Annotated in this window: 12 protein-coding genes; 4 read left to right on the top strand and 8 right to left on the bottom strand. The window is 40.8% G+C overall.

What is annotated here, in order from left to right:
- Window positions 1–52 precede the first annotated feature (52 nt).
- Complete coding sequence (locus tag ACN222_RS18615; RefSeq protein ID WP_010997864.1) at window positions 53–247, top strand: heavy-metal-associated domain-containing protein; 195 nt, start codon at window positions 53–55, stop codon at window positions 245–247.
- A 106-nt stretch (window positions 248–353) separates the two neighbouring features.
- On the opposite strand, the gene ACN222_RS18610 is transcribed toward ACN222_RS18615, so the two are convergent.
- On the bottom strand, window positions 354–743 hold the full coding sequence (locus ACN222_RS18610) for a hypothetical protein (protein ID WP_010997863.1): 390 nt from the start codon (window positions 741–743) through the stop codon (window positions 354–356).
- 284 nt (window positions 744–1,027) lie between these two features.
- Here ACN222_RS18610 and ACN222_RS18605 point away from each other — a divergent pair, with 284 nt between their 5' ends.
- Window positions 1,028–1,690 (top strand): hypothetical protein, encoded by a 663-nt coding sequence (locus ACN222_RS18605; protein ID WP_010997862.1) that lies wholly within the window; start codon window positions 1,028–1,030, stop codon window positions 1,688–1,690.
- A 40-nt stretch (window positions 1,691–1,730) separates the two neighbouring features.
- Here ACN222_RS18605 and ACN222_RS18600 read toward each other — a convergent pair whose 3' ends face one another.
- Complete coding sequence (locus ACN222_RS18600; protein ID WP_044521903.1) at window positions 1,731–2,417, bottom strand: Uma2 family endonuclease; 687 nt, start codon at window positions 2,415–2,417, stop codon at window positions 1,731–1,733.
- 112 nt (window positions 2,418–2,529) lie between these two features.
- Between ACN222_RS18600 and argS the strand changes: the two genes are divergently transcribed.
- Window positions 2,530–4,296, top strand: a complete 1,767-nt coding sequence (argS, locus tag ACN222_RS18595; protein WP_010997860.1) for an arginine--tRNA ligase — start codon at window positions 2,530–2,532, stop codon at window positions 4,294–4,296.
- Window positions 4,297–4,550: 254 nt separating this feature from the next.
- Here the strand turns inward: argS and uvrA are convergent, their stop codons facing one another.
- The 3 genes from uvrA to ACN222_RS18580 all read right to left on the bottom strand — a co-directional run bounded on the left by uvrA (window position 4,551) and on the right by ACN222_RS18580 (window position 8,918).
- Window positions 4,551–7,436 (bottom strand): excinuclease ABC subunit UvrA, encoded by a 2,886-nt coding sequence (uvrA, locus tag ACN222_RS18590; protein ID WP_010997859.1) that lies wholly within the window; start codon window positions 7,434–7,436, stop codon window positions 4,551–4,553.
- Window positions 7,437–7,668: 232 nt separating this feature from the next.
- Complete coding sequence (locus ACN222_RS18585) at window positions 7,669–7,968, bottom strand: hypothetical protein (protein ID WP_010997858.1); 300 nt, start codon at window positions 7,966–7,968, stop codon at window positions 7,669–7,671.
- Window positions 7,969–8,105: 137 nt separating this feature from the next.
- A complete protein-coding gene (locus ACN222_RS18580; protein WP_010997857.1) occupies window positions 8,106–8,918 on the bottom strand; it encodes an HAD family hydrolase in 813 nt (270 codons plus the stop codon).
- A gap of 105 nt (window positions 8,919–9,023) precedes the next feature.
- On the opposite strand from ACN222_RS18580, the gene ACN222_RS18575 reads away from it, so the two are divergent.
- Window positions 9,024–9,824 (top strand): hypothetical protein, encoded by an 801-nt coding sequence (locus ACN222_RS18575; protein WP_010997856.1) that lies wholly within the window; start codon window positions 9,024–9,026, stop codon window positions 9,822–9,824.
- Window positions 9,825–9,938: 114 nt separating this feature from the next.
- On the opposite strand, the gene ACN222_RS18570 is transcribed toward ACN222_RS18575, so the two are convergent.
- From ACN222_RS18570 to ACN222_RS18560, 3 genes are all read right to left on the bottom strand, one after another.
- Window positions 9,939–10,673, bottom strand: a complete 735-nt coding sequence (locus tag ACN222_RS18570) for a DevA family ABC transporter ATP-binding protein (protein WP_010997855.1) — start codon at window positions 10,671–10,673, stop codon at window positions 9,939–9,941.
- 183 nt (window positions 10,674–10,856) lie between these two features.
- A complete protein-coding gene (gene devC, locus ACN222_RS18565) occupies window positions 10,857–12,014 on the bottom strand; it encodes an ABC transporter permease DevC (RefSeq protein WP_010997854.1) in 1,158 nt (385 codons plus the stop codon).
- A gap of 40 nt (window positions 12,015–12,054) precedes the next feature.
- Window positions 12,055–13,479: an HlyD family efflux transporter periplasmic adaptor subunit gene (locus ACN222_RS18560; RefSeq protein ID WP_010997853.1), complete on the bottom strand. Its 1,425-nt coding sequence runs from the start codon at window positions 13,477–13,479 to the stop codon at window positions 12,055–12,057.
- Between the last annotated feature and the right edge of the window lie 868 nt (window positions 13,480–14,347).

Below are 14,347 nucleotides of genomic sequence, written 5' to 3'. Positions count from 1 at the left end.
CTCAGTTGTCAAGCTGAGTCCTGATAGTTTCGTTTATTCACACCGTAAATCTATGACAATCCAACTCACAGTTCCCAACATGGCTTGTTCTGCTTGTGCAAACAACATTACCAATGCAGTAAAAACAGTTGATGTTGATGCGATCGTTCAGGCTGATCCACAGACTAAGCTGGTGAACGTAGAAACGCAAGCCTCAGAAACTTCCATCAAAGATGCTTTAGCTGCTGCTGGCTATCCGGCTGCATAAATTTCTGGAAGCACGGGATACCTGAATGTATAGAAAAGTCGGGTATCCCGTATTCTTTCAACTCAACAGCATTACACTACCGGATATTCTTAATTACGAATTACTCTTAAAATCTAATACCCAATTGCCCATTAATCCCACGGACAGAATTATAGCCAGCACCCACAAAAACATTATCAGTCGCACCTACCTGCACACCACCAGAAAAAGCTACACCTTTATCCTCTGAATAATATCCCAACCCCACATAGGGAGAAATTACTGGCAAGCTGATAAACTTCAACACATCTACGCCAGTAGCGCCATCAGTTCCCACGCCTAACTCCACCCCCAAATTTAAGGCTCTAGCACCTACAGCATAAGTTACATCACCATCTTTACCACCTACAGAAATCCAAGGCTGTGGTATCAATTGTGCAGAGGCTTGGGTTGGGGTTAATAAAGCTAAAAATCCTAATGATGTAATGAGTGTTTTTACTATAGTTACTTTCTTCACGCTTTTCTCCTACACTACCTAAAAAATGCTGAGTTCACTGTAACTGAGTTATAACCTTGAGTAATTCTGGCGAAAGAAATCTATTTCGTTCTGAAAAATCTAAATCTAGGGTTAAATTGACTTACTACACAGGAATCACTCTAGAGATATCCCTGACGGTTAACTGAATAAAAATGTTGCAAATGTTGGAGATATTGCACTCAAATCAAAGTAGATATTCAGAGAATATTTCTCCCGCTTGCAGAGAGGAACAATATTGATAGTTTATACACTGGAAAAACGAAATGAGAAAGCCACAGACTGTTAAGGCCTTAGAAGAATTAGGTAGAGTGCGACTCTCCAAAAACTTTTTTATGAGGGATTTTCTTTATTCTGAAATTTCCCAAATGGAAGGTATACCCAACATACCAGATCATCCTGATGTGGCAATATCGGCCGGTAAAAACCTTTGTGAACAAGTGCTAGAGCCAATTCAAGATGCTTTGGGCAGAATCAGCATTCGCTCGGCGTTTCGTTCATCTGCTGTCAATGCTAAAGGCGCAGAGAACAAAAATCAATATAACTGTGCCAAGAATGAATCTAACTACGCCGGACATATCTGGGACATTCGAGATAGTGACGGCTATATGGGTGCAACAGCTTGTATTATCGTCAACTCTTTTATTAATTACTATGAGAAAACTGCTGATTGGACAGCTTTAGCGTGGTGGATTCATGACCATATTGATAACTATAAAAGTATGGAATTTTTTTATAATTATGCTGCTTTTAATATTAGTTGGTCTGAAAACCCAGAGCGGAAAAAATCTGGGATTTTTAGTCATGTGCCAAATCCTCACACTGGTCAAAAAGGATATTTGACAAGGAAGGGTACAGATAACTATGAGGGTTCACATAAACAATTTTATGAAAATCTTGTCGCAGAATTGAGAAAATTAAATCATTAAAATAACAACAGCGAAATAGTTAAAATCACAATCCAATTTTCTAAATTTCATCGGGATTAATACCCAACTCCCGCAATCTTTGCGCCAGCCGTTCAGCGCGTTGTTTTTCTTGCGCTACTAATTCCTCTGGTGTAGCTAATCTTCGTCCTGCTTCGTCATACCAATACAACCATTCCCGCGTTCTTCCCAAGTAAGTACCGCGTTCTCGTCCCAGTGATAAACCAACTTCTGGCATCCACACCAGGGAACCTGGTTGTAAAATATATTCACCATTTTCTAAACGATAAACTTCTAATGGTTCTCGTTTACGCCGATATCTACGACTGGATACATAAATTGCATAATATAAAATACCCAATTTCGCGTAATCGGTTTTTTTCTTTTCGTATTCGCCACCGTAAGTTTTAGAAACAACTTCTAAGGCGAAAATGGGAACAATACCATCTTCTTCCCACAAGACATAACTTAAGCGTCCCTCTTCACCTATAAAACGTTCTACACCCAAGCTAAGAAACCCATCAGGTACTAATGGCGGGTTGCTGGGTGCATAATAAATGCCCATATCAACACCAAAAAACCAATCGGTGCGTTGACTCCAGGCTAAAGCCAAAATCGCATCTAGTAAATTGGGAATCAGATTTTGTAGTTCGTTATCTACTGGCGTATCGTCGGAGTCGGGAAGTTCTGCCGAGGATGGAAGACAGTCTAAGGGGTTGTACTGTACCATGACAGTCCTCAGTGAGATTAGCTGACTATATTTTAAGGTTAAAATAATCAAGCCCTTGAGAATATCCAACACTCAACAGCCGCATTCCGCCTGTGACAGATAACATTTATATATGAACGCTACACAAGAACAACTAAAGATAAAACTTGAGCAGGCTTTGGTTGCTGCTTTTGGCGATGAGTACGCCGGAGTAGACCCGATTTTGGTTTCTGCTAGCAATCCTAAGTTTGGTGATTATCAAGCCAACGTTGCTTTATCGTTGAGTAAAAAGTTAGGACAGCAACCGCGAGCGATCGCCTCTGCTATTGTAGAAAAACTAGATGTATCAGAAATTTGCGAAAAACCAGAAATTGCTGGGCCTGGTTTTATTAACCTGAAGTTGAAAACCGCCTACCTAGAAGCGCAACTAAACACTATTCAAGCAGATACCAGACTAGGCGTTCCTACCGCCAAACACCCACAACGGGAAATCGTCGATTTTTCTAGTCCGAATATCGCCAAAGAGATGCACGTTGGACACTTGCGTTCTACCATCATCGGTGATTCCATCGCCCGGATTCTTGAATTTCGCGGACATGATGTATTGCGGTTAAATCATGTGGGTGATTGGGGTACCCAATTTGGGATGTTAATTACTTACCTGCGGGAAGTTTCCCCAGAAGCCTTAACTACTGCTAATGCTTTAGATATCGGTGATTTGGTGAGTTTTTATCGTCAAGCCAAGCAACGGTTTGATGCTGATGAAGCCTTCCAAGAGACAGCGCGCCAAGAAGTTGTTAGATTACAAGCCGGCGCAGCAGATACCCTCCATGCTTGGAAGTTGTTGTGTGAACAATCACGCCAAGAGTTTCAGGTAATTTATGATTTGTTAGATGTCAAATTAACTGAACGAGGCGAATCTTTTTATAACCCCTTACTACCAACTGTTGTAGAAAATTTAGAGAAATCTGGTTTATTGGTAGAAAACCAAGGTGCAAAATGCGTTTTCTTAGATGGCTTTACTAATAGAGAAGGTGAACCTCTACCCTTGATTGTGCAGAAATCTGATGGTGGTTATAACTACGCTACAACAGATTTAGCTGCGTTACGTTACCGGATTCAAAAAGATGAAGCCAAACGCATTATTTATATCACCGATGCGGGACAAGCCAACCACTTTGCCCAATTCTTTCAAGTAGCACGTAAAGCCGGATGGATTCCTGATGATGTGGAATTGGTTCACGTCCCCTTTGGTTTGGTGTTGGGTGAAGATGGGAAAAAATTTAAAACTCGTTCCGGTGATACTGTGCGGCTACGAGATTTATTAGATGAAGCAATTTCTCGCGCCCATGCAGATGTAGAAGTAAGATTAAAAGCAGAAGAACGAGAAGAAACCGCAGAATTTATCGATAAAGTTGCGGAAGTAGTTGGTATTAGTGCAGTAAAATACGCTGACTTAAGTCAAAATCGCACCAGTAACTACATTTTCAGCTACGACAAAATGCTGGATTTGAAAGGCAATACAGCACCATATATGTTGTATGCTTATGCTCGGATTCAAGGGATTAGCCGTAAGGGAGAGATTAACTTTGCAGATTTGGGAGATAATGCCAAAGTCATCCTGCAACATGAAACAGAATTTGCTCTAGCTAAATACCTACTGCAACTAGGTGAAGTGATTAGTACTGTAGAAGAAGACTTATCACCTAACCGTTTATGTGAGTATTTGTATGAATTGAGTAAACGCTTTAATGCGTTTTATGACCGCAATCAAGGGGTGCAGGTTTTAAGTGCAGAGGAACCATTGCGGACATCCCGTTTAGTTCTGTGTGATTTGACAGCTAGAACTTTAAAACTCGGCTTATCATTGTTGGGTATTCAGGTGCTTGAACGGATGTAATTAAAGGCTATTGATAAAGTAAATCTAGAAGCGAGAAGAAAAGAGTTAGCGTAAGTATAAGTTACATCATACACGGTCTATTTACATAGAGCGAAGCAGTCATATATGCTGTTATGACTAGGATTATGCTACGTCGTCTTATTGTCTAAAGATTTACTTTATAAATATAGCTGTCGCCAGTAGTGTTAGGACGTTAATAGATGATACAACCTAGACACAACAAGACTTTTCACCCAGTCCCCAGCTATAGTAGCTTAATTTACCACCGCAGGATACTGTTCTAACACCTGCTGTAAATATTGCCCGGTATAAGACCTAGTATTTTTAGCAATTTCCTCCGGTGTCCCAACAGCAATCACTTCTCCCCCCTTATCACCACCTTCTGGCCCCAAATCAATCACCCAATCAGCACAACGAATCACATCTAAGTTGTGTTCAATAACTAAAATTGAGTTACCTTTATCTACCAATCTTTGCAACACATCTAATAATTTGTGGACATCGTAAAAAGATAACCCCGTAGTAGGTTCGTCGATTAAATAAAGTGTCTTACCTGTAGCACGGCGAGATAATTCTGTGGCTAATTTTACCCTTTGCGCTTCGCCACCAGATAAGGTAGTTGCGGGCTGTCCTAGTTGAACATAGCCTAAGCCAACATCCACTAAAGTTTGCAACCTTGTAGCAGCCTTGGGGATGTTTTGGAAAAAATCTAAACTCTCCTCAACAGTCATGTTGAGAACGTCAGAAATAGATTTATCTTTATATTTCACTTGCAACGTTTCGCGATTGTATCTTGCTCCTTTGCAAATTTCACACTGTACATAAACATCAGGGAGAAAGTTCATCTCTATGACATTTACACCCTGTCCACTACAGGCTTCACAACGTCCACCTTTAACGTTGAAAGAAAATTGTCCGGGTTTGTAACCTCTGGCTTTGGCTTCTACTGTTTGTGAAAATACGTCTCGAATTACGTCAAAAACTCCTGTGTAAGTTGCGGGGTTAGAACGTGGTGTGCGTCCGATGGGTGATTGGTCGATGACGATGGCTTTATCGACTGCACTCAACCCCTGAATTTTCTCTAATTCTTTAGGTAAAGGAACTTTTTTAGTTAGATGATGTTGTAGTGATGGGTAAAGTAATTCGTTAATTAAAGTCGATTTACCAGAACCAGATACTCCGGTGACAGCAACTAATTTACCCAAGGGAATTTCTACGTCAATATTTCTTAAATTATTGCGATAGGCATTTTTAATGCTTAAACTCCGACCGTTACCTTCGCGGCGTTCTCCTGGTGTATTAATGACTTTACGTCCCGATAAATATGCACCAGTAAGAGACTCTTCTGCTGTTAATAAAGCTTGCAAATCGCCTTGAGAAATAATATTACCGCCGTGGATACCCGCACCTGGCCCAATATCAACTAGGTAGTCGGCAGCACGGATTGTTTCTTCATCGTGTTCAACTACAATTAGGGTATTACCTAAATCCCTTAATTTAGTTAAAGTTTTGAGTAATCTTGCGTTATCTCTTTGGTGTAAACCAATACTTGGTTCATCTAAAACGTAGAGAACACCTGTTAAGCCAGAACCAATTTGTGTGGCAAGGCGAATGCGTTGGGCTTCACCACCAGAGAGGGTCATGGCTGCACGGTCTAGGGTAAGATAGTCTAAGCCGACATCTAACAAGAATTGCAATCTAGCTTTCACTTCTCGCAACACTAAATCGGCAATTTGCATCTGCCGATCGCTTAATTTTAATTGCTCTGTTCTCTCTCGGCAATCCCGAATTGAAACACCAGTTAAATCTAAGATATTATATTGTCCCAACTTCACCGCCAAAGCTTCTGGTTTTAACCGTTTGCCGTGACAAACTTCACATGGTTGGTCAATTAAATACTGCTCTAATTTCTGCTTAATTAATTCGGAACCGCCTTCATATTGGCGTTGTAAAATTGGCAATACACCTTTAAAACTTGGTGTCTTAGGATTATCTTTAGCTTCCTGTTTCTCCCCATACAAAATAATTTGCTGTTGTTCTGGGGTCAGCTTATGCCAATTTATTTGCAACTCAAAATTATGAGTTTGTCCTAGACTATATAGTAATTCCAGGTAATAGGAATTTTCTTTTTCTGACCAAGGAGCGATCGCCGCATATACTGGAGCTTCAGGGTCAGGTACGACTAATTCTGGGGAAAATCTTCTGAGGGTTCCCAAACCGTGACAGTTGGGACAAGCACCGTAGGGAGAGTTGAATGAGAACAAGCGCGGTGATAACTCCTCCATAACTGCGCCATGTTCAGGACAGGCAAAGTTTTCTGAAAATACTAATTCTTCGTCTTTCTCTTCTGGTGTGTCGGTAGAAGGACTGACAAGAATAATAGCAATACCACCAGCTTGTTTGAGACACGTAGACAGAGAATCTACCAAACGTTCTTGAATACCGTCTTTTTTTACCAGTCGGTCAATGACAACTTCAATGGTATGAGTAATATTTTTATCTAACTCAATCGAATCAGACAGTTCACGGACTTCCCCATCAACGCGTATCCGGACAAAGCCTTGGGAAGCCAAACTAGATAATAATTTGCGGTGAGTTCCTTTCTTACCCCTGACAACAGGCGCGAGAATTTGGAAGCGCGTGCGGTCTGGTAGTTCCATAATTCTATCAACCATCTCATCAATGGTTTGGGGTGCAATACAGCGATCGCAGATGGGACAATGGGGTTCACCAGCTCGACCAAACAACAGTCGCAAATAGTCGTAAATTTCTGTCACCGTCCCCACAGTAGAACGGGGGTTGTGAGATGTAGATTTTTGGTCAATGGAAATCGCCGGGCTTAAGCCTTCGATGGCTTCCACATCCGGTTTATCTAATTGTCCTAAAAATTGTCTGGCGTAAGCACTGAGGGATTCCACATAGCGCCGTTGACCTTCCGCGAAGATGGTATCAAACGCCAAGGAAGACTTACCCGAACCTGATACACCAGTAAACACGATCAGGCGATCGCGTGGCAATTCCAAGTCAATATTCTTCAGATTATGCTGTCGCGCACCCCGAATCCTAATGGTATTCTGGCTATTGTCATTGGCGTAGGGAAGATGTCCATTCAGGGATGCGGCTAGCTTTTTATCTGACATATCGACAGGGTGATAGAGTGAGGCAGCGTGAAACAGTTTTTAATAATACTATTTTTACTATGGTTATAGTAGAACAATAGTACTGCTTTAAGTAGAGATTTCCCAATATTTATCGAACACGCGTAAAACACCACTCACAAGGGGATGGTGTTTTACGCGCGTTCAAGAAACTGTGATCGCTGATTAATTGAGGCGCAATAGAATCAAAGATGCGCCACTGAATACACCTTCTCTACTGACAAGCTCTTCTACCATTACCCTTAGTCACTGAGAAAGCATCAAACTCTCCTCCATCAAATTCCCCCGTTATGGTTACTTGATCACCCACAGATATTTGTGAGGTGGTATTATCTCCACAGATATCATATGTATCAACTGTAATGGAACGACCATTGCTGTTTAGCCTAAATCCATCTTCCCAAACTTGTCGTACACTTCCAGTAATGGAAGAACTTTGATTTCGAGCCATAGCAGGAGCATCTGCCAAAACCAGAAAACTGAGAAACAATAAACTGGTAACAGTTAATTTCATAACTTAACTCGCAATTTGCGTGAAGATTTAACAAACATTTAATAAACTCAATATATCAAACTCAACTAAAGAGGCAGTTAACGAGTTTCTATCGTTGGAATCAGTAGACATCTATCGTGATTGAATTTTGGATTGATTCATTCGGCAACGCCCAAAATATAACTGCATAACTCACAAAATCCTTCCCCCTCAGCCGTAGTAGTGACATAACTAGGTTGATGTTGTAATTGGTGTGCATATTTCAACACATTTGCCACACCGACAGAAAGGGGAAAATAACGCTGATTAAATAAACTTTCATCGTTAGGGCTATCGCCAACGGTTACAACCTGAGTCGGGGAATAATCGGGAAAATATTTTTGTAACACCTGTAAGAGAGCGATCGCTTTTTCTTGTCCTTGTGGTTTGATATGACACTGGACGTTGCTGTAAGTAAATCCCCAACCCATATCTTGACAGAGATTACCAATAAGTTGTAGTTCCGCTAAAGTCAAGCCAGCTACATCAAATGTCCAATCGGTAATGCGAAAGCGATTATCCCCTGATTCTTGAATTTGGGGAAATTTCTGTTTTAATTTTTGAAAAACCAGAGCTAAGTTCTGCCTATGTCCAGTTAAATCGGCAATGGGTGTTAATAGTAATGGATGCTCACTGTCAGCAGGATAGAACAAACCCCCATTTTCCCCTATCGCCCCTGCAATTGGCATCAAGCTACTAATTCCACTTACCCAACCGGCTGAACGTCCGGTGACAATTAATATTGGTAACCCCGCAGCCTTTAAATTTTCTAGGGTTTGCAACAAAGCCGCAGAAAATCTTCCTTGCTGAGTCAGAGTACCATCCATATCTGTGGCAATGAGGCGAATATTGCTCAACTCAGTCACAGCATTTTGGGAAAGTCTTTGCAGATTTGTAGAATGTCCAGTACCAACATGGGAATTTATGTACATATGCGGTTTGAGAGAAGCTGTAAAAAATACCCATAATACAGCAATGTACAAGCATAAATTTGGGCATCCTAACACTAAGTAGTCAAACTTTTCTGTTTACTCACTATGCTAACTCCAATACTCATTGCCCAATCCCCACCGCCAAAAACAAAAAAAGTAATCCAGCAAAAACCAGCAGCCGAGTCTCAAATCTCACCTGTTTTGCTGGCTACCTCTGGGGGATTACTTTTAGCGGTGATTGCTTTAGTGGTTTATGGTCGGCTCCAGATGAAGCAAATGGAGAAAAAACTGAAGTTTGAAAAATTTCGTGCTAGAGAGCTAGAGAAAAAATTTAAACTCGCTCTCGAAACAATTCGCAAAATGGAAACGAATCCCGACTTGGTGAACTCGCGGGACTTTAACCTCGATTATCTGCGGATGCGGATGTCAGAAGAGGTATTCCATTTTGCCATTCTCAATCAAGTGAAAATTAGAATTAAAGATAAAATATCTCAAGCTTTGCGTCCCAATCAATCGCAACAGGGGACTGTGGGTATTGCCAACACTACTGGACGACAAGTTGATGAAATCTTTGATGTCGAGTATGAAACTGGTACTCCCCCAAACACAGCTAAACGAGTACTATTTCGCATCCAAATTCGCTTAATGAAGTTACCAACACAAGCAACTTCTACGACTATTAGCCAAATTATTGACTGTATTGAAACTTATCTCAGTCCAATGGATGATGAAGATACATGGCAACCAACTATTCAGGGTCGGATTGCTCATATGCACTGGGATCAAAAGGCTAAACCAACGCCCTTGTTAGTGTTAGAGCAATCGAATGATGGTGTAAATGTAACTTTCCGTACCAGTCGTCAAGCAAATGCTTCCACACCTCAGAAGCAGTCTGGCGTTAAATAAAGTCAAAATTCATCATTGATACTCAATTTAAAAAATGAATATAACAGATACCTTGGTAGAGGCGTACAGATGTACGTCCCTACAGTCATTTATCCCCATGAGAATAGTCAAAACTTAAGGGGTTTCGTTCCAAGCGCCGGAATCATAACTAACAATCGCTGTTTGGGAATCACGAGCTAATATACCATCTTCCATTTCGACGATGCGATCAGCGATGTCGAGAATGCGGTTATCGTGGGTAACTAACAAAATGGAAGTACCTTGGTCTTTAGCGAGACGCTGCATGATTTCCACAACATCACGTCCCGATTGTTTATCTAAGGCGGCGGTTGGTTCGTCTGCTAGTACCAAGGGCGGATTATTCACTAGGGCGCGGGCGATCGCTACTCTTTGTTTTTGTCCTCCAGAAAGATTTTCTGGGTAGTAATCCACACGATTTTCTAGACCTACGGCTGTCAGCATGGCCTCTGCTTTGGCGATCGCTTCTTCTTGGGAAATATGCTCGTTCAATTCCACCGCCATCTGCACATTTTGTCTTGCAGTTAAAAAACCCAGCAAATTGTGAGCCTGAAATATATAACCAATACTGCGGCGAATCTGCACCAGTTTATTCTGGCTAGCACCTGACAACTCAACACCTAAAAATTGCAGATTTCCCTCCTGTACCGACCGCAAACCACCAATCAAGCTTAGTAATGTAGTTTTACCCGAACCTGATGGCCCGGTCATAATTACAATTTCCCCAGGATAAATTTCTAGGTTTATATCAAATAAAATCTGCCTTTTGAGAGCGCCTTTACCATAGTAATGATTGAGGCTTTTAATGGCAATTACAGCTTCTTGTCTCATGATATTTAGGTTTGCTAGGAGTGAATAGTTCCGAGACGGAACTGTAGTGCCGGAAACAATTTATAATTCAAAATAGCCTACGGCAAGGCTGCGCCAACAAAATTCAAACCTGAAAATTTTATTCCTAATATTATAAAATTTGGTATGAAATTATCATTCATGGTTAATCTTTAATTTATTTTTTTAGAAAATATCGGCTGGGTCAGCAGAACGTAGTTTGCGTACAGCGATTGAGCCGGAAACAAAACACATAATCATTGTGAGAATCAGCACTGTGATAGCGCGATCATAGCTCATGAATACAGGCAACAATGTAGCTTGTCTAGCAGTTTTATACAGAATTATCGCAAAAATCCATCCAGGTAAATAACCCAAGCAAGCTAATAGTAATGCTTCTTGTAAAATCACACCTAATAGATATTTTTGGGTATATCCTATTGCTTTCAAAGTAGCGTATTCAGATAAATGATCAGCAACTTCTGTATAGAGAATTTGATAAACAATTACTGTACCAACAATAAAACCCATGATTGTTCCCAAGGTAAAAATAAAGCCAATAGCTGTACTACTTGCCCAATAATTACGCTCAAAATCAATAAACTCTTGTTTAGTTAGTACGTTGATATCATCAGGTAAATAACTTCGTAATTCCTGAACAGCAGTATTTGGATTTACCCCTGGTTTTAATCTAATTAAACCAATATCAATTAAGCCTTGACGACGGAGAGGAAATAGCCGCAAAAAGTTAACATCGCTAGTAACTAAATTACCATCTGCACCAAAAGATGCACCCAAGGTAAAAAGACCAACAACATTTATTCGTCTACGGCGCACTTCTGCCGAAATACTCTGACCTTGCTCGAAATTCTTGGCGATCGGCCCATATTCTGGTCTAGAAGAACGGTCGAATAAAACAGTATCAGGTAGTTTGAGCTTATCTAAATTCTCCTGGACTCCTGCTAAATTAAATATATTAGTTTCTGGATTAATGCCAAAAACCAAAATACTACGAGTTAAACCAGTATAGGGATTCTTCCAAATTGAATAATCTAAATAGATAGGATGCACGGATTGGACTGATGGTAGTTCTAAAGACTTATACAAGCGCCGTTGTGAAAAGGGTTTCATTGCTAGTACGGCGTTGGATTGTTTATTAAGTAAAACAATATCACCTTGCAAACTAGTATGTAAGCGAACGTTACTATAGTAAAGAGCATCGCGGAAACCGATTTGCATAAACATCAGAATATCAGCAAAGGCAATTCCCGCAAGAGCAACGGCTAGGCGAGTTTTTTCTCGCGTTAATTGTAACCAAGATAGAGGGATTCTTTTACGATTCATTCCCGTAATTATTTGGATTTTTTCATCAACAGAAAATTGATTATTTATTAATGTCAACCACTACCTTGGCGTAGGTTAAACCAGAAACTTTTTGACTATCTTCCGGTGATAAGGCAATTTTGACTTCAACAACTCTGGCATCAACATCAGCTGCTGGATCTGTATTTAAGACATCCTTTTTGCCAATTTTTCTGCCAATCTCGGTCACTGTTCCTCTGATTTCACCGCTAAAGGCTCCGTTATCGCTGTTGGCTGTGACAGTTTGGCCTATTCGTACCCGACCAATACTATCTTCAGGAACTTCAGCAATAATCATCATTTGCTCGGTTTCTCCCATTTCGGCTATACCGTCGGCGGTGATGGCTTCTCCTGACTTGCTATAAATTTTTAAGATTTCTCCCGCCGAGGGTGCTTGAATGTAGCTTAATTTTAATTCGGCCTCGGCTCTTCTGACGTTGGCGATCGCATTACTAACTTGAGCTTGAGCCATCTGCACATCAGTAGGACTAACTTCCACCAATCTTTTCAGTCTGGCTTTTTCTTCGTCAATTTGTCTTTGTAATGTAGTTATGGTTTTATCGCGGGTTACTCTCGCTTCGATTAGTTGCTGTTGCAAACTGGCTAGAGTTTTCATCTGATTAGCTCTAGCTTCAGCAACTTGCTGTCTGAGAGTGGCTAGAGCCTGTCTCAAAGCGGCTTGACTTTCAATTACCTGTTGATTAGCAGTAGTCGCAGTCAGTCGCCTTCTGTCTCGCTCCTGCTGGGAAATAGCACCTTCTCTGTAGAGAAAATCATAGCGTCCCGCATCTACTTGAGCATTACGCTGCTCGGCTCTAATGCGGTTCAATGTGGCTCTTAAAGAGTCTTGTTGGCCTACAAGTTCTGCTTCTAAACGATTAACTAGTGCTTGTTGCGCCACCTTTTCCCCACTTAATTGGGATGCAATACGCGTAATGCTTGCTTGTTGCGCCCCCATTTCACCAACTAACTGCGCCTGTAAGCGGGCAATCACAGCTGTTTGCGCTTGGATATCCCTGGGAGAACCAACCCGGACTTGAGCCAAGTTAGCGCGAGATTCCAGTAATTTGGCTTTCGCTTCTTCCACTGCTGCTAGTTGGGTATCGTGGTTATCCAAAATTGCTATAACTTGACCCTTCCTAACCCGTTCTCCCTCTTTCACAAAGAGTTGTTTAACTCGTGAGGCTGATTGCATTCCTCCGACGGGAGCCGAAAGTTTAATCACTTCCCCTTGCGGTTCTAAACGTCCCACAGCACTAACACTAGTAATGACTGGCTTAACAGGTACGGATGGGCCTAGCCTTTTTAATTGCTCAAATTTAGCTGTAGCTAGTAACCCCGCAGCCACGGCTACTGGTAGGGCTACAGCAAGACCCCACCAAATCTTAGGTTGTTCTAGATCAAGTGGCTGCTCTCTTGACCTACGCTCTTCCGTCACCCTTGACATGGTTTTTTGTCCGTTTATCTGAATTTTGCCGATGAAAGTAATACCAATTCAAAATTCAAAATTCAAAAAGCTAGATTTTTTGATGGCTGCTAAATTTGAATATGTTATTGAATTTTGGGAAATTGGTATAACAAGAAGTCAGGAGGTAGAAGCAAATAAAAGTTTTTTTGTTAAACTTTTTAGTCTTTACCAATTAAATGTTTTTCTACCACAATGTACTCGTTTCTGAAGAAAAACAACATCGGCTTGACGTTGAGTATTAACTAAATTTGAATACCTGATAAATATTGATCTCAGTAGCGTTTTTAAATAGCGATGGCATTCCGCCCACCATAGGCGATACCAATTCACGAAAATCTTGAAACATATCCAAACCTAGAAACCCTTGCCAAATCCAGATTTCTTAATTTTGAATTGGTATAACTCCTGAATTAGTCAGCCTGAGTATGCAGATAGATTTCATTATGGCAAATCTTTTAAAGATTTTCTGCAACTTAGATGACTTTATTTGTTTTTTTGAAGAGGTTCTATCAAAGGTTTTACAAAAACTGATTTATGCAGTTAAATTTTGTGCGATAACATAACATTTCCCCAAGTCTAATTCGTAATTTATAACTAGTAATTTCTAATAGTCCGTGGCTAGGGTTGTACCTACGTATTTTATTATCTAAAATTGGTTATTTACTCCATCAAATGCTAGTTTTATAAATTCTACATTCATCTGTTTCAGGTAAAGGTAACAGACTGTACAAATGAGGGGCGAGGGATTGAAGGAGTAATGGGCGATCGCTGACCAGAAGAAGCAGGGGGAAAGGGAGTAGGGGGCAGTGTAGTTTTTTACCAAGCAGTGAGTCATGACTCTCAGGCT

This window comes from Anabaena sp. FACHB-595 (assembly GCF_048568275.1).
Lineage (GTDB): Bacteria > Cyanobacteriota > Cyanobacteriia > Cyanobacteriales > Nostocaceae > Trichormus.
Note: the sequence above shows the minus strand (reverse complement) of the source record. Positions and strands in the feature narration are given on the sequence as shown.